At 40.5% G+C, this 20330-nt stretch carries 15 protein-coding genes and 1 tRNA gene; 2 read left to right on the top strand and 14 right to left on the bottom strand.

The features are described 5' to 3' along the window. Nucleotides 1–6: 6 nt before the first annotated feature. From KZP23_RS10505 to KZP23_RS10455, 11 genes are read right to left on the bottom strand one after another with little or no spacing between them, the layout of a single operon-like run. A complete protein-coding gene (locus KZP23_RS10505) occupies nucleotides 7–588 on the bottom strand; it encodes a cytochrome c oxidase subunit 3 (protein WP_226336191.1) in 582 nt (193 codons plus the stop codon). Beyond that, the gene (gene cyoE, locus KZP23_RS10500; RefSeq protein WP_226336190.1) at nucleotides 588–1493 is read right to left on the bottom strand and encodes a heme o synthase; all 906 of its coding nucleotides are present in this window, start codon (nucleotides 1491–1493) and stop codon (nucleotides 588–590) included. Before cyoE ends, KZP23_RS10505 begins: the two co-directional genes overlap by 1 nt. Further along, nucleotides 1490–2572: a COX15/CtaA family protein gene (locus KZP23_RS10495; protein ID WP_226336189.1), complete on the bottom strand. Its 1083-nt coding sequence runs from the start codon at nucleotides 2570–2572 to the stop codon at nucleotides 1490–1492. Before KZP23_RS10495 ends, cyoE begins: the two co-directional genes overlap by 4 nt. Continuing rightward, nucleotides 2553–4448 (bottom strand): cytochrome c oxidase subunit I, encoded by a 1896-nt coding sequence (locus KZP23_RS10490; protein ID WP_226336188.1) that lies wholly within the window; start codon nucleotides 4446–4448, stop codon nucleotides 2553–2555. The genes KZP23_RS10495 and KZP23_RS10490 overlap by 20 nt, the downstream gene beginning before the upstream one ends. Nucleotides 4449–4475: 27 nt before the next feature. Beyond that, on the bottom strand, nucleotides 4476–5504 hold the full coding sequence (locus KZP23_RS10485; RefSeq protein ID WP_226336187.1) for a cytochrome c oxidase subunit II: 1029 nt from the start codon (nucleotides 5502–5504) through the stop codon (nucleotides 4476–4478). A 24-nt stretch (nucleotides 5505–5528) separates the two neighbouring features. Continuing rightward, nucleotides 5529–6896: a quinol:cytochrome C oxidoreductase gene (locus KZP23_RS10480; RefSeq protein WP_226336186.1), complete on the bottom strand. Its 1368-nt coding sequence runs from the start codon at nucleotides 6894–6896 to the stop codon at nucleotides 5529–5531. Nucleotides 6897–6898: 2 nt separating this feature from the next. Beyond that, a complete protein-coding gene (locus tag KZP23_RS10475; RefSeq protein ID WP_226336185.1) occupies nucleotides 6899–7525 on the bottom strand; it encodes a c-type cytochrome in 627 nt (208 codons plus the stop codon). Nucleotides 7526–7539: 14 nt separating this feature from the next. Beyond that, entirely contained in the window at nucleotides 7540–8070 is a 531-nt protein-coding gene (locus KZP23_RS10470; RefSeq protein WP_226336184.1) for a DUF3341 domain-containing protein, read from the bottom strand. After that, complete coding sequence (nrfD, locus tag KZP23_RS10465) at nucleotides 8070–9434, bottom strand: NrfD/PsrC family molybdoenzyme membrane anchor subunit (RefSeq protein ID WP_226336183.1); 1365 nt, start codon at nucleotides 9432–9434, stop codon at nucleotides 8070–8072. Before nrfD ends, KZP23_RS10470 begins: the two co-directional genes overlap by 1 nt. A gap of 18 nt (nucleotides 9435–9452) precedes the next feature. Next, nucleotides 9453–12542 carry a TAT-variant-translocated molybdopterin oxidoreductase gene (locus tag KZP23_RS10460; protein ID WP_226336182.1) on the bottom strand — a complete coding sequence of 1030 codons (3090 nt, stop codon included), beginning with the start codon at nucleotides 12540–12542 and terminating at the stop codon, nucleotides 9453–9455. A gap of 40 nt (nucleotides 12543–12582) precedes the next feature. Further along, complete coding sequence (locus KZP23_RS10455; RefSeq protein WP_226336181.1) at nucleotides 12583–13842, bottom strand: c-type cytochrome; 1260 nt, start codon at nucleotides 13840–13842, stop codon at nucleotides 12583–12585. 373 nt (nucleotides 13843–14215) lie between these two features. On the opposite strand from KZP23_RS10455, the gene KZP23_RS10450 reads away from it, so the two are divergent. Both KZP23_RS10450 and KZP23_RS10445 read left to right on the top strand, forming a co-directional pair. Continuing rightward, a tRNA-Cys gene (locus KZP23_RS10450) sits at nucleotides 14216–14286 on the top strand. Nucleotides 14287–14960: 674 nt separating this feature from the next. After that, nucleotides 14961–15830, top strand: coding sequence for a DUF72 domain-containing protein (locus tag KZP23_RS10445; protein ID WP_226336180.1), 870 nt, complete (start codon nucleotides 14961–14963; stop codon nucleotides 15828–15830). A 138-nt stretch (nucleotides 15831–15968) separates the two neighbouring features. Here the strand turns inward: KZP23_RS10445 and rpsA are convergent, their stop codons facing one another. The 3 genes from rpsA to KZP23_RS10430 all read right to left on the bottom strand — a co-directional run bounded on the left by rpsA (nucleotide 15969) and on the right by KZP23_RS10430 (nucleotide 20329). Beyond that, nucleotides 15969–17741, bottom strand: coding sequence for a 30S ribosomal protein S1 (rpsA, locus tag KZP23_RS10440; RefSeq protein ID WP_226336179.1), 1773 nt, complete (start codon nucleotides 17739–17741; stop codon nucleotides 15969–15971). A gap of 253 nt (nucleotides 17742–17994) precedes the next feature. Continuing rightward, nucleotides 17995–19065: a dipeptidase gene (locus KZP23_RS10435; RefSeq protein WP_226336512.1), complete on the bottom strand. Its 1071-nt coding sequence runs from the start codon at nucleotides 19063–19065 to the stop codon at nucleotides 17995–17997. Nucleotides 19066–19204: 139 nt separating this feature from the next. Further along, nucleotides 19205–20329 (bottom strand): D-TA family PLP-dependent enzyme, encoded by a 1125-nt coding sequence (locus tag KZP23_RS10430; RefSeq protein ID WP_226336178.1) that lies wholly within the window; start codon nucleotides 20327–20329, stop codon nucleotides 19205–19207. Between the last annotated feature and the right edge of the window lies 1 nt (nucleotide 20330).

Here is a 20330-nt window from a genome sequence, read left to right as displayed (position 1 = left end):
TATATTTCAATGATTCAATAATAAAAAGACAAACAAATAAATCCAGAGACCTCCAAGAAAGTGCCAATAAGTGGCGCACATTTCCATGGTATTCATCCTCTGAGAATGTATTTTATATCTATAGGACGAAATTAATACAATAATTAGAAATATCACACCACTAATCAAGTGGGCAGCGTGCAATCCTGTCAACACATACATAAATGAACCTGCCGGATTACCCACAAAATAAACATCCCTTTCTACCAATGCTTCCCAACTAAACCATTGTCCAACCAAAAATGTCAAACCCAGTATGGCAGTAATCGTCAAAGCTATTTTTAAATTCCCCATCTGATCATTCTTAGCAGAAACATATGCCCAATGCATACTACCACTACTAAGTAAAATCACTGCAGATGTAAACCACAATACCTCAGGTAGACTATAATCCAACCAATTCCCCTCTCCCTGTCTTACAATAAATGCGCTAGTCAAAGCAGCAAATATCATCACTACACTAACGATAAATAACCACAGGGCAAACTTCTTTGGATGCATAGCAATGGGTTGCTCTGCCCCTTCAGTATATGCTAATTTCTCTTCCATTATGGTATTTTATCTAATAAATAAGCTATCTGCACTATAGGTAAATATAGGAACGAACCAAACATGATCTTCAGGGCTGATTTCCTTGAACAGTCTCTCATTAATGAGAATGTCTGCGCCAAAAATAACACCCCACAAATAGTGGCTACAATTCCTGAATTCAACCCTGTCAAGCCAAAGTAGCTTGGCAATAATCCTAGAGGCAATAAGAACAGCGTATAAATCATAATTTGTATCGCTGTATTCAAATCTTTCCTTCCGCCTGAAGGAAGTAATTTAAAACCAGCTTTCTTATAATCTTCATCACTTACCCAAGCAATGGCCCAAAAATGGGGAAATTGCCAAATAAATTGAATTCCAAATATAATCAATGCCTCATAAGTAATGGCCCCTGTTGCAGCAGTCCAACCCAATAATGGCGGCATAGCTCCTGGAATAGCTCCAACAAACACAGCAATAGGTCCTACTCTTTTTAAGGGTGTGTACACGAAAACATAAAGAATCATGCTCAATATACCCAAACCAGTAGTGATAGGATTAGTAAAGAACCATAAGATACTTATCCCAATCAAAGCCACTATTACCGTAAACCAATACGCTTCATTTAAAGAGATAATATTTAACGGTAGAGGACGATTTTGCGTCCTCTTCATCAACTTATCATAATCTCTTTCCAATATCTCGTTCGCAGCTCCAGAAGCACCACTGATCAGAAATCCTCCGACCATTAGCGCAAAGAACTTGCCCCAAGAAAACATCACCCCACTGTCTCCTAAAATAAACCCGAAAACAGCAGAGAAAGTAACTAATGCTGAAAGCCTGAATTTAATCAATTCGTAATATGCTTTCGAACGGATTAATATGCTGTCAATTAAGGACGCTTCTGATAAATTAACTGTCCTCATGAATTGGTTGTATTTAACACTATTCTTTTCTGATCACTTAACTGTAATAGGATCACAAATTGCACTCCAATAATCATCGATCCAACCAAAAGATGAATCGGCTGAAGGAATGCAGGAATACCAAAATAGGCCATCCCCACACCAGTGACAATCTCAAATAAGATCAATATCACTAAGATTTGCGACCACTTAAATATATTTGATCTCCTAAAGGAGACTTTATACACCTTGTAAATAAACAAAAGGTGTATTCCCAATAAAATCAGAGAGAAAGACCTATGTATAATAAAATCGATACCAAGAAGTCCGATCCAATTACCACGGAAAAGATCTCCTAATCTGGCCGCGATCATATCCACTTGCTCTCTAACTTGCGTACCCCAAATTACTTGAACAACCATTAAAATAAATGCGACTAATAAAAGCCCAAATAAGTTTCCTGGTTTATCCAGTTGCTGCCTCACAGTATGATTAATTTTATTCGCTCTAAAATGAATATAAAGTAACAAACAAACAATCAACAGCGCCAACAACATATGAACCGTTATCATCCAATGCAAAAGATTGGTAGATACAACTATGGAACCAATCCAACCTTGAAAGATAACCAATACCAAATTCAAAAAGGAGAGCACAGCAAGGGTTTTGTCCTCTTTTCTAAGTCTCCAAGAATAGATAAAGGTAGCTACAACCAAGAGTCCAATGATTGCTCCTGTCAGCCGGTTCAGGTATTCAATCCAAGTTTTAGTGGCATTAAATTCACCTTCTATAAGTATTGCCTTATCATGCTTTATTTCTTCGGCCTTTTTATGAAAACCAAAACCATGCAGCATTTTGACAAACCTTTCGTTCTTCTCTAACCTTTTGTTGAGATAGATATCTTGATAATTGTCCGGAAGCTGGCTTACATCCGTTGGAGGCACCCAGCTTCCAAAACATTTTGGCCAATCAGGACAGCCCATTCCGGAACCGGAACTTCTCACTATCCCTCCTACCAAAATCAAGAAATAAACAGCTATCACAGTGATCAAACTGACCCTGCGAAAGCTGTTAATATTTTTAAGATTCTTTTGATTCATTAGCTACAAGGACATCAGCACCCTCTTCAGCCATAATTTCTCTTTCCAATTTAACCTGCTCAGCTTCGTGAGGAAGATTAGATTCTGGAGTAGAGGACAATGGTACAGTTTGAGGGATGAAATCATCCTTTGCACCAGGCTTAGAGTAATCATAAGGCCACCTGTAAACTGTAGGAATTTCTCCAGGCCAGTTACCATGACCAGGTTCTACTGGTGTAGTCCATTCCAATGTATTGGATCTCCAAGGGTTCTGAGGAGCTCTTCTTCCTTTGTACATGCTATAAAAGAAGTTGAACAAGAAAATAAATTGAGAACCAAAGGTAACGATAGCAGCGGCCGACACGAACATGTTAAGATCAGTGTACATATCTGCAAAGTTGAAGTTGGTCCAGCTGTAATATCTTCTTGGGAATCCTGCAATACCGATGTAGTGCATTGGGAAGAACACCATATAAACCCCTACGAAAGTCAACCAGAAGTGGATATACCCCAACTTCTCATCGATCACTTTACCGAACATTTTAGGGAACCAGTGATAAATACCGGCCATCATCCCAAAGAATGCCGCAGACCCCATTACCAAGTGGAAATGGGCCACCACGAAGTAGGTATCATGCAATTGAATATCAATGGCTGAGTTACCTAAGAAAATCCCTGTAATACCACCTGAGATAAAGAAAGACACCATACCGATGGCAAACAACATCGCAGGCGTGAAAATAATATTTCCTCTCCAAAGTGTGGTCAGGTAGTTAAATACTTTTACAGCTGATGGAACCGCAATGATCAAAGTCAAGAACATAAAGATTGAGCCCAAAAACGGATTCATACCTGACACAAACATATGGTGCGCCCACACCACAAAGGATAATACAGTAATACCCAACAAAGACAGAATCATGGCCTTGTATCCAAAGATCGGCTTTCTGGAGTTGGTGGCGATCACTTCAGAAGTAATACCAAATGCCGGCATGATCACAATATATACTTCAGGGTGTCCCAAGAACCAAAACAGGTGCTGGAACAATACTGCGCTACCTCCGGTATTTGGAAGAGCCTCACCACCAATATAGATATCGGACAGATAGAAAGATGTACCGAAACTTCTATCGAAAACTAATAATAAGGCTGCTGAGAAAAGTACAGGGAATGACAACAAACCAATTACGGCAGTCAAGAAGAATGACCAGATGGTCAATGGAAGTCTTGAGAAAGACATCCCTTTAGTTCTTAGGTTTATTACAGTAGTGATATAGTTAATACCGCCCAACAACTGAGAAGCGATAAAAAACACCATAGATATCAACCAAAGTGTCATACCCAATCCAGAACCTGGAATGGCTTGCTCCAAGGCGGACAATGGAGGATAGATAACCCAACCACCACCAGCAGGACCAGTAGAGATGAACAAGGAGATAAACATGATCACACCAGCTACAAAGAAGAACCAGTAAGAAAGCATATTCATAAAGCCTGAGGCCATATCCCTTGCACCAATCTGCAATGGGATCAAATAGTTCGAGAAAGTACCACTCAAACCTGCTGTCAATACAAAGAACACCATAATGGTACCATGCATTGTCACCAAAGCCAAGTAAAAATTGGTATCTAAAGCCCCAGACTCATCAATCCATCCACCTAGGATAGGCTTCAAGAAAGTCATGTCCATGTCAGGGAAACCTAACTGTAACCTAAAAAGGATAGAAAGGAAACCACCAATTAATGCCCATACAATACCGGTAACCAAAAATTGTTTACCGATCATTTTATGGTCGGTACTAAAGATATACTTAGTGATAAAATTATCACTATGTGCATGATCATCGTGATGATCATGCTCCGTAGTACCATGCGTTGATATGTTAGCTACTGCCATAATTATTTTATTATATCAAGTTATATCTTATTCAGCGCTTTGAATCTGAGCCAATTCTTTGATCTCAGCTGGAGCATCAGCGATCAAAGTAGGATCCATCTCAATAAAGGTCTTTTGCTCGGCCATCCACTTTTGGTATTCTGCTGGCTCTACTACTTCAATTTCTCTTCTCATGGAGAAGTGACCGCCACCACAAACCTCTGTACAAGCAATTTCGTACACAAATTCATCGTCCCCCAATTCAGCTCTCATTTCAGCAGTTGTCTTGGTAGGTACAAACCAGAATCTAGTAGGCATGCCTGGTACTGCGTCCATTTTCAATCTCATATGAGGGGCAAAAACTGAGTGAAGTACATCTCTAGAACGAATCTTAAATAAGACTGGCTCTCCTTTTGGAATCACTACCGTTTGAGCTGGAAAATCATCCAAGGCATTTTTATCAGTAAAGTCAATACCTCTAGAGTTAGATGGATTGATCAACCTATAATCATAATTGCCTAATTGATTGTCCTTACCTGGATATCTAAATTCCCAAGCAAACTGATATCCCATTACCTCTACAACATGAGCATTTTCAGGGGCTGGAGCAGTAATATCAGTCCAAGACTTCCAACCGTAAACAATCAATACTGTCAATACAAGAGCCGGAACTGCAGTCCAGATTACTTCCAATTTATTGTTATCAGGGAAGAATGTAGCTCTACTATCTTCCTTGTATTGGTATCTATAACTAAACCAAAACAAAAGTATATGGGTAATAATGAAAACCACTCCCGTAATAGCCATAGTCACCCAGAACAATTGATCAGTTACCACACCATGCTCAGAAGCAATAGGTAGGTTATAATTATCGAATTCCTTGATAGAATACCAGAACATCAATGCTCCAGCTGCTAAAAGGAAAACGATGAAGAGCGCAGCATTAACTTTGTTACTTCCAGTAGCAACTTTCTTTTCAGAACCCTTTACTACAGAAACCAAAGTTTGTATCCTGTATACCATCCAAATGATGGATACCAACAATAAAACACCTAGTGCAATAAGAAATCCGTACATAATTTTATCTTTTTCGGATACGTATTAAATGTGATGATGATAAGTTTCCTCCAACATTGGATGATTCTTAGCGATAAGGTTTTTCTTAGCAAGACCTGTCAACACTACAGTAATCACTACTGAACCATATAATAAGAACATACCAACTTCCATAAATCCTAGTCCACCATTGTGACCCAATGTACCTGGCTGAACCATCAAGAAGAAATCAACCCAGTGACCTACGATAATCAAAGTACAAACTACTTTCAAGAAGATAGTATGTCTTTTAGCATCTCTGGTCATCAAAACCAAGAATGGCAATACAAAGTTTAGGATAATATTCACAAACATGAATGATCCATACTTATCACTATTCAATCTTTCTAAGAAGTAAACGGATTCTTCAGGAATATTGGCATAATAGATCAACAAGAACTGAGAGAACCATAGGTAAGTCCAGAAAATGGAGAATCCAAAAATGAATTTACCTAAATCGTGCAAGTGGTTTTCATTGAACATCTCCAAGTATCCTCTTTCTTTCAACATGATGGTTACCAAACAAATAGAAGAAAGACCAGCTACAAACCAAGATGCAAACACATACCATCCAAATAAGGTAGAGAACCAGTGTGTATCAATTGACATCACCCAGTCCCAAGCACTAATAGAAGACGATACAGCAAAAGTAACCAAGAAAATAGCAGACCACTTTCTGATATTGTACCAATAACTATCCCCCCCATTGATATCTTCCTGTAAAGAAAGATTTTTCAATTTATTGAAGAAGAAGATCCAAAGTCCGAAGAAAATGACCAATCTAGCTACCCAGAAAATAGGGAAACTACCTTTGGCCAATGGCCAATAGAAGAATCCGCCTTTTCCATCTATAATAGCATCGTAATGCCCGCTATCTTTAACAAAAAGATCATGGTGAGTCCAGTGGAACAAGTCATGACCAGCAACGAAATAAGTAACGATCATCAAAATAGCTGCAAACGGGAGCCAGTTACCAAAAGAGATCATTACCCTTAAGATCGCTGTAGCCCATCCGGCCTGCGCAGCATATTGTATTGCAAAGAAGAAAACACCTATAATAGCAATACCAGCAAAGTATACATTATTGATCCATAGGTTAGCGAAAAAACGCTTAGACCAATGGAATTCATCATGTCCACCAGCCTCATGTCCTGCTTCAGCAGCGTGTGCATCACCATGACTATCTGCTGCAGCTACATGTTCGGTCTGATGACCTGCAGCTTCATGTCCTCCATGTGAATCACCTCCCATAGAAGTGAAGATACCAATGACCAACAAGATCGCCCCAATACCTCCAACCATCATGATGGTTTTCTTCAGGGCAGCCGTGAAGTCAAATTTTTGATCCAGGTTAAAATTTGTAACGTGCGCCATTATTATTGTTTCTGAATTTCTTGTTTAACATAGTGAACAATCTTCCATCTTCTCTCAGGAGTAATCTGAGAACCATGGGCTCCCATTCTACCTTTTCCGTGCGTAATCACATGGAAAATGTGTCCTTCTGTAAGGTTGATATAAGCACCACCGGTCAAGTTAGCCACACCACCGATTACTTCACCTACTTTACCATCTCCTTGACCACTGGCTCCATGACATGGAGAGCAGTATTGTGTAAACAAACGCTTACCGTCCGCCAAAACCTGATCAGTCAGTTCAATTGGATTTTCTACTGCATCAGCTCCTTCCAGATCAGCTACTTTTAATCTGTAAGGAAGCATATCATATTGATTACGAGCTACTGTGTTAGCCACAGGCTCTCTCATATTCATATTGTGTGGATTGTGAACATTACTATTGAAAAATTCACCTTTTCCATCTTCTCTGTTTGACAACCAACTACCAGCTTCTTCATTTTGAATTTGGGTAAGTGGCTCATAAGCTACAGAGTGGTACATTTGAGGAGCATATTCCAGCCCCTGATCATCGCCTGAAGCCCCGCAAGATACTACTCCCAAAGAAGCAGCAGAAAGCGCAACTAAATATATGGACTTAATAATTTTCATATCTTCAATGTTACCTATTCAAAACTTTTATTATTCACCTCTGAAGCTCCTGAAGATTGAAGCAATTCTTTGATCTTCGCTTCTTCAATATTAGCATTGTTGGCAATATCAATCGCCATTACATGCTTGTCATCAGTACTTCTCAAATCAAAAATTCGAGGTTGAGCCCAAGGCTTCAGATCACTGCTTATCATAAATACTCCTACCATACCGAAAGAAGCTAATAATACAGTAAGTTCGAAGGTTACCGGAATGAAATCAGGAAGCGGAGCGAAATCCTTACCACCAATGATCATAGGCCAGTCTACTGACATCATTAGCAACTGCATGGTCAAGGCCAAACAAGTCCCTAACAATCCGAATAAAAAGGCCGCAATTGGCAACTTACTTCTATTATATCCTAATACATCCTCAAGACCGTGCACTGGATATGGAGTAAATACCTCATGGATCTTTACACCACTCTCACGTACCTTGGTTACCGCATCTTTCAAAACATCCTCATCTTCATAAATACCGAGGATAAAATTCGTATCTCTTTCCATTATTTATTTACTTTTTCAGATGAAGACTTTAATACTGATTTCACCTCAGCCATGTTGATTACTGGGAAGAATTTAGCAAACAATAAGAATAAGGTAAAGAACAAACCAAAGGTGAATAGGTAAACTCCAACATCTGCCCAAGTTGGGTAGAACATTGCCCAAGAAGATGGCAAAAAGTCCCTATGAAGTGAGGTTACTATAATTACGAAACGTTCGAACCACATCCCGATATTTACTACCAAAGAAAGTAGGAAAGTAAAGACGATTGAAGTTCTGATTTTCTTGAACCAGAAAAGCTGCGGAGAAATCACATTACAAGTCATCATTGACCAGTATGCCCACCAGTATGGTCCAAAAGCCCTGTTGATAAAGGCATATTGTTCAGCTTCTACACCAGAGTACCACGCGATAAAGAACTCAGTAATATAAGCTATACCTACTATTGAACCAGTGATGATAATTACAATGTTCATCAATTCGATATGAACCATAGTAATATAATCCTCCAGCTTAAATAATTTCCTAGTGATGATCATCAAGGTCAATACCATGGCAAAACCAGAGAAGATCGCTCCCGCCACAAAGTATGGAGGGAAGATCGTGGTGTGCCATCCTGGTATTACGGAAGTTGCAAAGTCAAAGGATACGATGGTGTGTACAGAAAGTACAAGTGGCGTGGCCAAACCTGCAAGAATCAAGGAGACTGCTTCATAGTGCATCCAAGTCTTAGCAGCTCCAGTCCAACCGAAACTAAGCGCACCATAAATAGTTTTTCTTAAGCCCGTTGCTCTATCTCTGATGGTGGCAAAATCTGGGATCAAACCGATATACCAGAACACCAATGACACAGAGAAATAAGTAGAGATCGCAAACACGTCCCAAAGCAATGGTGAGTTAAAGTTAACCCAAAGAGATCCGAAAACGTTTGGAAGAGGCAATGCCCAATAAGCTCCTAACCATGGTCTCCCCATGTGAAGTACCGGAAACATCGCCGCACAGATAACGGCAAAAATCGTCATCGCCTCAGCTGCTCTGTTAATAGAAGTTCTCCACTTTTGTCTGAAAAGAAGGAGTACTGCTGAAATCAAAGTACCGGCGTGACCGATACCTACCCACCAAACGAAGTTGGTGATATCCCATGCCCAACCTACTGTCTTGTTCAATCCCCACATACCAATACCTTCCCAAACAGTAGCTCCCACAGCTATACTACCCAATAATAAGGTGCCTATAGCCACAGCCAAACCAAGCATCCAACCCACGGTTGGCTTGCCTTCCACCTGTCTGGCAACGTCATGGGTAACGTCTTTGTATGTTTTACCGCCCGTAACTAACGGCTCGCGTACGGATGAAGTAACCTGCATATCTTATAAAATTATTATTTACGCTTCTTTTTTGTCCTTATTTCTAATCTTGGTGAAGTACCATACATTAGGGCTTACGTTGATTTCCTCTAATACATGGTATGCTCTCTCCTCATTCACCTCTTTCACTGCTGAAGTAGTATTTTCTTTGATCTTCAACAATTGTGAAACCTGGCTGTTAGGATCATTCATATCACCGAATACCAAGGCGTCAGTAGGACAGGCTACGGCACAAGCAGTAGTTACTTCTCCATCCTTGATCTTCCTCTTCTCACGTTTGGCAGCCAATTTACCGGATTGGATTCGCTGAACACACAAGCTACACTTCTCCATAACCCCTCTAGCCCTTACGGTCACATCTGGGTTAAGTACCATTTTACCCAAATCATCGTTTTGAGCGACATTGACTTGAGAGAAGTCTTTATTATCGTGGTATTTGAACCAGTTGAATCTTCTTACTTTATAAGGACAGTTGTTCGCACAGTAACGAGTACCGATACATCTGTTATAGGTCATTTGGTTAAGACCTTCAGAACTGTGCGTGGTAGCAGCTACTGGACAAACCGTCTCACATGGAGCATTGTTACAGTGCTGACACATCATCGGTTGGAAAGTTACCTCTGGATTGTCAGAAGCTTTTTCCAAACCTTCCAAATCTCCCGCTTCAGCGTCTGAGCTGTAATAACGGTCAATTCTGATCCAAGCCATTTCTCTACGGTTAAGCACTTCCTGCTTACCTACTACCGCTACGTTATTCTCTACTTGACAAGCTACGGTACAAGCACCACAACCAATACAAGAGTTCATATCAATGGCTAATCCCCAGTGGTGCTGACTATATTTGTGACCGCTCCAAAGAGATACCTTAGATGGTTTTACAAATTCCCCATCTTTATAGATTTCTGGAGAAACTCTACCAGCAGATGGATCTTTTTTGTATTCAGACAAAACTGACTCCTGAATCACGTTTCCACGATCCATATAAGTTTGGTGCGTCTGAGTTTGTGCAATTTTATAACTATCAGAAGTAAGCTCAATACTTACTCCAGAAGTAATATCATAATTAACAAAGCCTTTAGAGTTGTCCAATAATGGGTAAGCGTTAACCCCTACTCCATTGGCTACTCTACCAGCTTTAGTTCTACCGTAACCTAGTGCCAAACCTATAGTACCTTCAGCCTGTCCTGGTTGGATCAATACTGGTACAATAAGAGACTTCCCGTTTACAGTGATTTTAGCTTTTTGGGTGGCTCCTTCAAACATCTTCAAACCTTGCTCATTTGCCCATTTCTGAGATACTGTCAAGTAGTTGTCCCAGGTAGCTTTAGTAACCGGATCGGACATTTCTTGCAACCAAGGGTTATTGGCAAATGTACCTACACCGATACCTACTTTTTGGTAAACCACTAGCTCTGCACCAGAATTAGAAGCTGAATAAGCTTTTCCGATTGCAGCAGCTGCTGCACTGATGTCTCCAAGCCCTGTTAGAGGTCCTTCAGAAGTCGGAACTTCAATAGAATAAACCCCATTATAAAGGGCTCTATCCCAATTCTCTTGGAAGCTAGCCGTTTCACCTTGAGCAGCAAATAGGGCAGCCCAATTTTCTTGAAGGAAATCGTAATAATTAGTAGTAACACCTGCCCAAGTCAAGAAAGACTCTTGCGCTTGTCTAGTATCAAAAAGTGGGGAAATAGCAGGTTGAGATAAACTGAATTCACCGGCTTTTGGTTGGAAGTCATTCCAAGATTCCAAATAGTGGTGATCAGGAGCAATGTACTGAACCATAGATGAAGTTTCATCCATAGTAGCATTGGTACTAACAGATACCTTTGCTTTAGCAATTGCCTTTCCTAACTCTTCACCTTGTGGGTAATCGTAAACTGGGTTACAGTTGTAGAACAATACCCCATCGACTCTACCAGCAGCAAGGTCTGCTACAAACTTAGCCATTCCAGCATCATTTCCTTTTTTGAAAGAAGCGGTATTGCTATAGTCAATAGTTGAATTATTATTTCCCAGAAGTTCGTTGATCGCATTGATCACGATCTGAACATTAGGATCATTAGAACCAGATACTACCAATGACTTGCCTTTATTGGCCCATAGTTCATTGGCAGCTTTGCTCAAATGAGCCACTTCAACGGCAGCTCCCTTTACAGTAGCAGCTCCAGCTTTCTTAGCGATCAGGTTATAAAGCGCCAATACCGCCAATCCACTTTGAGAAGCTTTGATTGGAGTTCTGTAGTCAGCGTTAGCACCAGTTAATGAAAGGTTAGATTCAAACTGGTAATGACGAGACATATTAGGGCTTTCCTTAGAAATCTTTCTTCCTTTTGAATATTGCTTAGCAAATTCAATTGGGGAAATCCAAGTACCCAAGAAATCAGCACCAAAACTTACGATAACATCAGCCTTATCAAAACTGTAGCTTGGAAGCACATTTACACCAAAATAAGTTTCATTGGCCTTCGTAATACCATAAGTAGAAGCTGCATCATAAGTAATCACTTCTGCGCCTCCTATAACTTCAGACAGGGCTGCAATAGCTTTATCTGTTGAAGGAGATAAAATGGTATTGGTAACGATTTTAACATTGCCGGCAGCCTTAAGCTTAGCAGCAACCTCTTTATCTATAGTAGCCCAATCGGATTTTTCACCATTTTTATATGGGCCTGCTAATCTTTCTTTGTCGTATAATGACAATACTGAAGCTTCCACGATGGCATTTACACCACCTTGAGTAATTGGGGAAAGCTTATTACCGTCAATTTTGATAGGTCTACCTTCTCTGGTCTTAACTACTACAGAAGCATAGTCACCACCAGAAACAAAGGTTGAAGCGTAATAATTAGGAATAGAAGGATTTACATCTACTGGCTTGTTCACATAAGGAATAGCCTTTCTAACAGGAGCCTCACATGCTGCCAATGAAGCAGCAGCAATACTGAATCCCATCAATTTTAGGAAATCCCTTCTTGATGATCCTCCCTCTTCTTGTCCGCTTATTGGAAGGTACTCAGGAAATTCCCGATCTGCATTCTTTACAAATTCCGGATCGTTTGTCAGCTGCTCTAATCCCTTCCAGTATGTCTTTTTATTTTCTTTCATTTTATATTAAAGAAAAGAATGTTCTTAAAAGATTTTTTAATTAATAGTGGCACTTAGCACATTCCAACCCTCCGATGTCTTTCACCTTCAGGGCATCCTTAGATGCTGAATGCAATTGTACCAACTTATCGTAGTACTCATTACCAGCAGTTTTGATTTCTGTCTGTCTGTGACAGTCAATACACCAACCCATGGTAAGGGCGCTGTGCTGGCGTACTACCTCCATCTCCTCAATAGGACCATGACAAGTCTGACATTCAATCTCACCAACCTTCACGTGCTGGGAGTGATTAAAGTATGCCAAATCAGGTAAGTTGTGTACCCTTACCCACTCTATTGGTTGATCATTATCTACCGCATCATATATTTTTTGGATCTCTGGAGAAACTCCCTCCTTTCCACCCACATTCTGAATGTGCATATGACAGTTCATACAGATATTTGGAGAAGGTATATTGGCCGATCTACCGATTTCAACACCAGTATGGCAATACTGACATTCTATTTCCTTTTGACCAGCATGCAATTCATGAGAAAATGCAATTGGCTGAGTCGGCGCATATCCCTGCTGAACCCCAACCGAGAAGAGGCCGTCTATAGCAGTCTTTGCCACCAAGGCCACCACCAAGGCCGTAATGATGATGACAAACGCATCACTCTTTAGTACTTTTTTGAAATCAGTCTTTTGGTTGATAAACTCTTTATCATCATCATCCAATGGCTGCTTGTTCAAGTATTTGCTCAATACAGAAACAATTAACCCCAAAACAATCAGGATCAACAACAACACAAGAACCAAAACCGCTAAAATAACAGTAAGATACTCACTTGGGACACCGCCCGCAGCAGCGCCAGCCTGAGCACCTTCACCTGCAGCTCCAGGAGCTACTGCTTCTTCCTTACCACCGAATTCAATATAGGAAAGCAAGTTCATCACATCTTCATCACTTAAGAATGGATGAGCCGGCATAACCGTGTTGTTAAACTCAGCGAAAAGCTCATTGGCAACAGGGTCACCTTCTTGGATCACTTTTTGTGAGTTCTTTACAAATGCCTGGATCCACGCAATCTCTCTTCGGTCACTCACCCCACGCAGAGCTGGGCCAGTAAACTTCTGATCAAGTTTGTGACAGGTCTTACAGTTGGCATTGAATAGTGACTCTCCGGCCTTAACAGCCTCTTCACTATCAGAAACTTCAGGATCCGCAGCAAAAGCATTAATTCCTATCAAAAGGAAAAAAATCAACGCCATGTTGCAAAATCTGAAGGGAACACTTAATAATGAGCGTTTGATTGACATATTTATAACTCTTTAATCAGTTTATTTCACGGTTTTTAAAAACTCCTCACAAATGTACTACCCAACTTCTATTTTTCAAACCCGTACACTTAGCCTAACCTTTTTTATCAATCTCCGTAAAAACCATTTTACCACCTGATAAACAGCTATTTAACCTAACCACACCCCATAATCGGGTTATTTAGAATTTTTATAAATAACCCGATTCATGTAAATAGTTCATATATGCCCCATTTTCCTTGGCTAATTTACTCAAAACCTCAATTCTGAAATCCCACACCTTTTCATTAAGCTTGAAAATTCACTAAAATTTAAGTGACGTAATTTTGCTTATGTAAAAATATCTCCTACATTTGCAACTCAATTCTGACAAGGTCGAGTGGCCGAGTGGCTAGGCAGAGGTCTGCAAAACCTTGTACAGCGGTTCGAATCCGCTCTCGACCTCCTTAAAAGCATCCCGATTTTTCGGGATGCTTTTTATTTTTAGTCCAATCCCCCACCCACTCTTCATCTTTAGGGATCAGGCCTAGAAGTTGGGGAAGGAATATTTCTGGGGATGCATTATAAATAAATATCCCTGTTCATCTTTATCCATCTGTGGTTAATAAATAACACATATCAAAGCTAAAACAGACTGTTTTTCCCCGGCTTTTCGGCTTGGTCCAACCTTGTCCCAAAGTAATACCAAAGCTGGGGCAAAGCTGTATCAAAGCTGGGGTAAAGCCGGGTTTAGCCCTCTTTTTTGTTCATAAACTCCTTTTTTAGTCCAGATTTGCAACCTCCAAGTTGATCCAGATTTGCAATCTGGATCCATAAATAAACGGCATTTGCAATGCCATTATCCCCAAACTATTCACCAATTTCCCCTTAAAAATGGATCATTCCTAAAAGTTAGGGATCAAGCAATATTTCTGGGGATGTATTATAAACAAATATCCGTGTCCATCTTTATCCATCTGTGGTTAATAAATAACACCTATCAAAGCTAAAATAGACCTTCCCCCAGCTTTTCGGCTTCGTCCATCTTTAGATCAAGTAGACCTTTAGCTAAACAGGACGTATATTCTTCCTATATTTTTCTTAAATTAAAAGGTCCATAAAACTTAAAAGACCAAAACATGAAATTCGGAAGCGTTGAAGATCCATCATCAATAGATTTCACCTTACCGGAAGACCATCCGGAAACAAAAAAAATCCTCAATAAACACAAATCAGACGAGCCTTTTGAAGTATATGTGGGATGTGCCAAATGGAACAGGTCTGACCTAAAAGGATTCTACCCAAGAGGCACCAAGGACGAGCTGACCTATTACTCCACCCAATTCAATTCCATTGAGCTCAACGCCACTTTCTATAGCTCTCCCAGCATCGATCAAGTAAAGACATGGGCAGACAAAACACCTGAGGGCTTTAAGTTTTTTCCGAAAATCCCTAATTCTGTCAGCCATTTCAAACGACTGATCAATGTTCAAGAACCAGTTATGGCTTTCACGGATGCCATTGCCAATTTTGAAGACAAGCTGGGCATGGCTTTTCTTCAAATGCATGACAATTTCAAACCAAAGGATTTTGACAGGGTGGAGAAGTTCGTTAATGAATTCCCTCCTGAAATCCCACTGGCCTTGGAGTTAAGAAATGCAGAATGGTTCGCCAATGAAGAGGTCCTGAACAAATATTGTAATCTATTGGTTGAAAACAATCGGGCGAATATTGTTGTCGATACAGCAGGCAGAAGGGACATGCTCCATATGAGATTGACCAACGACACAGCATTTATTCGCTATGTAGGAGCCAATGCTGAGAGCGATTACAGCCGATTGGATGATTGGATGGAAAGAATCATCAGCTGGAGAGAGATGGGATTACAAAAGCTCTACTTTTTTGTGCATCAAAACATTGAAAAGGAATCTCCACTCCTTTCCGCATACCTCATCAAAAAACTGAACAAGCAATTTAATCTAGATTTAAAGATCCCAAATGAAGATTAGTAGTAATTCATGCCATGACTTTGAGTCATAGCATGAATTACCATATTATCAAAAGACTTTTCTCAACAGTCCCAAAAACAAAAAAAGCATCCCGATTTCTCGGGATGCTTTTACTTTTATAGCGGAATAAGCTAATGCTTATTTTTTGTCTCCACCTTCCATTTTCTCTTTCAAAGCAGAAAGAGCGTCTAGGTCACCAAGAGTAGATTTCTCTTGAGGCTCAGTACCGGCAGCTTTCTTCTTAGGAGCAGCCTTCTTAGCTGGCTTAGCAGCAGGGATAGCTTCTTCTTTGAAAGTAGCAGTATGAGAAAGAACGATACGCTTATCATCTTTAGAGAATTCAGTTACTCTGAAGTCAAGAGACTCTCCAACTTCTACTTGAGAACCATCTTCTTTCTCTAGGTTTTTGATAGTAGCGAATCCTTCCAATCCGTAAGGAAGCTCTAGAACCGCTCCTTTGTCATTTTTAGAAACAACAGTACACTTGTGAACAGAACCTACTGGGAAGATACCTTCAAAAGTATCCCATGGATTCTCTTCCAATTGCTTATGACCTAGGGCCAATCTTCTGTTGTCAACATCAAGTTCAAGAACGATTACTTCTAATTCATCCCCTACCTTAACATATTCAGATGGGTGTTTGATTTTCTTAGTCCAAGAAAGATCAGAAACGTGTACAAGACCGTCGATACCTTCTTCAAGTTCAAGGAACAATCCGAAGTTAGTCAAGTTTCTTACCACACCTTTATGCTTAGTACCTACTGCGTACTTAGTCACCATATCTTGCTTAGTCCAAGGATCTTCAGTCAATTGCTTGATACCAAGAGACATTTTTCTATCGTCTTTGTCCAAAGTAAGTACAACAGCTTCGATTTCGTCTCCTACCTTAACAAAGTCCGCAGGATTTCTCAAGTGCTGAGACCAAGACATCTCAGAAACGTGGATCAAACCTTCAACGCCTGGAGCCAACTCAAGGAATGCACCATAGTCAGCAACGTTAACGATCTTACCTTTTACTTTAGAACCAACTTCCAATTCAGCAGAAAGAGAATCCCAAGGATGAGCAGTAAGCTGCTTCATACCCAAAGAGATACGTTTCTTATCATCATCAAAGTCAAGTACCACAATCTGAACTTTGTCATCAAGGTTAAGTACTTCTTCTGGATGGTTGATTCTTCCCCAAGAGATATCCGTAATGTGAAGTAGACCATCCACACCACCCAAGTCGATGAATACACCGAAGTTGGTCATGTTCTTGATCACACCTTCCAATACCTGACCTTTCTCTAGGTTGTTTAGGATTTCTGCTTTTTGCTTCTCTAGATCTTTTTCGATCAATACTTTGTGAGAAACAACTACGTTATCGTTAGCGTGGTTGATCTTAACCACTTTCACTTCCATTTTCTTACCTACATAAACATCAAAGTCTCTGATAGGCTTCACATCAATTTGAGAACCTGGCAAGAAGGCTTCTACACCGTAGATATCTACGATCAAACCACCTTTGGTTCTTCTCTTCACAAGACCTTCGATCACATTGTCGTTCTCAAGCGCATCTTCGATGTCTTGCCATGCACGAACCATTTTGGCTTTCTTTCTAGAAAGTACCAACTGACCCAAAGCATTTTCTTGCTCTTCAATGAAAAGTTCTACTTCGTCACCGATTTTGAGATCAGGAAGGTCACGGAATTCAGTTCTTGGCACCAAACCATCAGATTTGAAACCGATGTTGATGATAACATCCTTATCATTGATACCTACTACAGTACCTTTGATTACTTCCTTCTCACTGATCTCAGTCAAAGTTTGGTCATAAAGCTTTTCCATTTCCGCTCTCTCAGCAGAAGTGTAGCCTTCTCCAAAACCTTTAGTTTCGAACTTTTCCCAGTTAAAATCTTCGTTATTAGACATATTAGTAAACGACTCTGATTTTCAACAGCCCTAGAGTCTTCAGGCTGAGGTTTTTAGTTGTAAAATTCCCAAATCCAAAAAAGAAAATCAGGAACCGTTCACCCGAACGGACTGCAAAGGTACGTAAATTTTATAACTAGAAACAGTAACCCATAAAAAAATTAGCAGTAAAAAGAGGGATCTCAGGAAGAAATAAACACTGTATTTCAATAAGTTAACGAATTATTACAGCAACCATAAGCCCTTTAGCATATTATGACCATGCATTTCTTAAAAACCGTAGCCAATTACCATGCATCACTTTTTCTATATCTACCGCCGTATAACCTCGTTTGGCAAGCATATCAGGTAACTTCTGCAAATCTGCAATGGTTTCTAAATCATAAGGACATTGCTCCCTCCCAAAAGCACCATCGAGATCAGTGCCAATACCAATATGGTCCGCATTTCCTGCCAGCTGACAAATATGATCCAGATGATCCAGCATCTTCCATAAATTACAATCAGTGCCTAATGGAGTAGATACACCCCTCACCCATCCAGGCACCATCATCCAGGCATCCAGAGCGCCGCCAATTACCGCTCCCCTCTCTATTAAAGCTTTGATCTGATCATCACTGAACTGGCGATTATGATCCACCAATGCCCTGCAATTATTATGACTTGCCCAGACAGGGCCATGATAGTGGTCCATTGCTTCCCAAAAACTATCATCACATAAATGAGTAGCATCTAAGATAATCCCCAATCTGCCCATCTCTTTTAACAATGCTTGCCCCTTCTTTCCCATAAAACCACTAGCATCTGTTCCTTGGGCATATCTACCCGGTCCGTAATGGGCCGGACCAAGCGCTCGGAGCCCATTATCATATGCTCTTTCCAAATAACTCAAATCAACTATGGAGTCCGCTCCTTCCAAAGACAAAATATACCCCACAGGCTTTTTGGCATTTGGAGCATCATTGGACCATAATTTAACATGTGAATCCAGTCCTGACAAATCTTTCACTTGAACCATCTCCCCAGCATCTTCCATAGCCTTGTACCAAGCTAACTGACCTTGTGTCTGCGCCCAGGCCTGGGTAGGTGAATGCCAACCAGGAAGAGGATTATCTGGCCCCACATATCTGGCAATTTGCGTAGCGACCACCAAACCAACATTTCCTTCCCTTAATGCAGGCAGGGAAACTGTGGCTTTTCCTCGGTCTGGTTTATCATCAAGCCCACACTCCCTTCTATTGATTGCTTCCACACTTTGGGTCAAATCCCTGTTCCACTCCAAAGCATTCATACTTAAATCCAAATGGGCATCAATGGTAAACATCATTTTGGTATTTTTTTTCAAATCAACAATGAGTGCAATCGAACTGTTAAAAAAGCTTGAATAACCCTCTTAAAGTCCAACCTTACAATACACCTTGGAATCGCTATCCTAAGTCTAAAGACACTTATTAAAATTATTTTCAAATATTTATTCTCCTACGTCTAGCACTGGTAACCCATCTTTCTGACACTTTCTCATATTCTATGGACAAGACCCTATCATACATCGCGACAGTGGGACAAATATGATAAGGTATAGCATACAATAATTTCCCTACCGTCAGATCCATATCCTCTTGTACCCGGAGCACCATATGCTCCTCGCTATGGCTGACAGGCTCTAAATCTGGATAATCCAAAAACCAAACCCTATTCCCCAACGGTCCTTCAGAAGCTACGGCCTTATAACCCAGATCGACACAAATCAAATCTTTGGCGGGCCTTGAAATCACTCGACATATCAATACTGCCGCATAGGTAAATTTTTGCTCAGGTAAGCTCAGTGCATAGCCCCTGTCCCAATAAGGAAAAGTACCTGGGCTACAAACCACACCCTCCCTTTTCGCGTGGATAGGAAACGTAGGACTTCCTCCAGCAATGATGGAAACTTCCTTTCCATATTTCTTTTCCATTTTAGAAGCCAGTTTCTGAACCGGCTCAAAGGCCTCATTACACGCCAATCTTCTTTCCTTTATATCAATTTGCCGAAGATGCCCGTCATACACATGCAAACCCATTATGATCAAATGACTGGTTGACTTACAGAGGTCATAAAGAGCCTCGGCGTTTTTGCCTGGTTTCATGCCAGTACGATCAGTACCTACATTTAGGTCCAGATACACCCGAAGATATACCTCGGCCAAATGCGTGTGATCAGAAAGATGCTTCGCTTGGGCAGGACAATCCACCAGACAAGAAAACTGGGTATCCTGATAAGCCAAAATCAACTTGACCATCCTATCCACCTTTGGCCCTACCATCGGGTAAGCGATTAGAACTTCTTTAGCTCCAGACATGGCCAGCATTTCTGCTTCAGCTATAGTAGAACACTTAAACTTATAAACACCTTCATTCATCATCAAATGCACCACCTCTTGACATTTGAAAGTTTTGACGTGAGGCTGAAGGAATTCAGGTCCTCCAGCCATACTAACAGCCCTTTTAATATTTTGTTTTACCCTTCTGGGATACACCAACAAAGACGGTGAATCTATCTTTTCAATCCCCTTTACATCATACCAATTTTGTAAGTCTTCTAAAAGCATT

The organism is Echinicola marina (assembly GCF_020463795.1).
GTDB lineage: Bacteria > Bacteroidota > Bacteroidia > Cytophagales > Cyclobacteriaceae > Echinicola > Echinicola marina.
Note: the sequence above shows the minus strand (reverse complement) of the source record. Positions and strands in the feature narration are given on the sequence as shown.

Excerpts from the sequence above, each read along its gene's own strand:
- KZP23_RS10505 (WP_226336191.1), bottom strand. The coding sequence starts at position 588 with ATGGAAGAGAAATTAGCATATACTGAAGGGGCAGAGCAACCCATTGCT.
- cyoE (WP_226336190.1), bottom strand. The coding sequence starts at position 1,493 with ATGAGGACAGTTAATTTATCAGAAGCGTCCTTAATTGACAGCATATTA.
- KZP23_RS10495 (WP_226336189.1), bottom strand. The coding sequence starts at position 2,572 with ATGAATCAAAAGAATCTTAAAAATATTAACAGCTTTCGCAGGGTCAGT.
- KZP23_RS10490 (WP_226336188.1), bottom strand. The coding sequence starts at position 4,448 with ATGGCAGTAGCTAACATATCAACGCATGGTACTACGGAGCATGATCAT.
- KZP23_RS10485 (WP_226336187.1), bottom strand. The coding sequence starts at position 5,504 with ATGTACGGATTTCTTATTGCACTAGGTGTTTTATTGTTGGTATCCATC.
- KZP23_RS10480 (WP_226336186.1), bottom strand. The coding sequence starts at position 6,896 with ATGGCGCACGTTACAAATTTTAACCTGGATCAAAAATTTGACTTCACG.
- KZP23_RS10475 (WP_226336185.1), bottom strand. The coding sequence starts at position 7,525 with ATGAAAATTATTAAGTCCATATATTTAGTTGCGCTTTCTGCTGCTTCT.
- KZP23_RS10470 (WP_226336184.1), bottom strand. The coding sequence starts at position 8,070 with ATGGAAAGAGATACGAATTTTATCCTCGGTATTTATGAAGATGAGGAT.
- nrfD (WP_226336183.1), bottom strand. The coding sequence starts at position 9,434 with ATGCAGGTTACTTCATCCGTACGCGAGCCGTTAGTTACGGGCGGTAAA.
- KZP23_RS10460 (WP_226336182.1), bottom strand. The coding sequence starts at position 12,542 with ATGAAAGAAAATAAAAAGACATACTGGAAGGGATTAGAGCAGCTGACA.
- KZP23_RS10455 (WP_226336181.1), bottom strand. The coding sequence starts at position 13,842 with ATGTCAATCAAACGCTCATTATTAAGTGTTCCCTTCAGATTTTGCAAC.
- KZP23_RS10445 (WP_226336180.1), top strand. The coding sequence starts at position 14,961 with ATGAAATTCGGAAGCGTTGAAGATCCATCATCAATAGATTTCACCTTA.
- rpsA (WP_226336179.1), bottom strand. The coding sequence starts at position 17,741 with ATGTCTAATAACGAAGATTTTAACTGGGAAAAGTTCGAAACTAAAGGT.
- KZP23_RS10435 (WP_226336512.1), bottom strand. The coding sequence starts at position 19,065 with ATGTTTACCATTGATGCCCATTTGGATTTAAGTATGAATGCTTTGGAG.
- KZP23_RS10430 (WP_226336178.1), bottom strand. The coding sequence starts at position 20,329 with ATGCTTTTAGAAGACTTACAAAATTGGTATGATGTAAAGGGGATTGAA.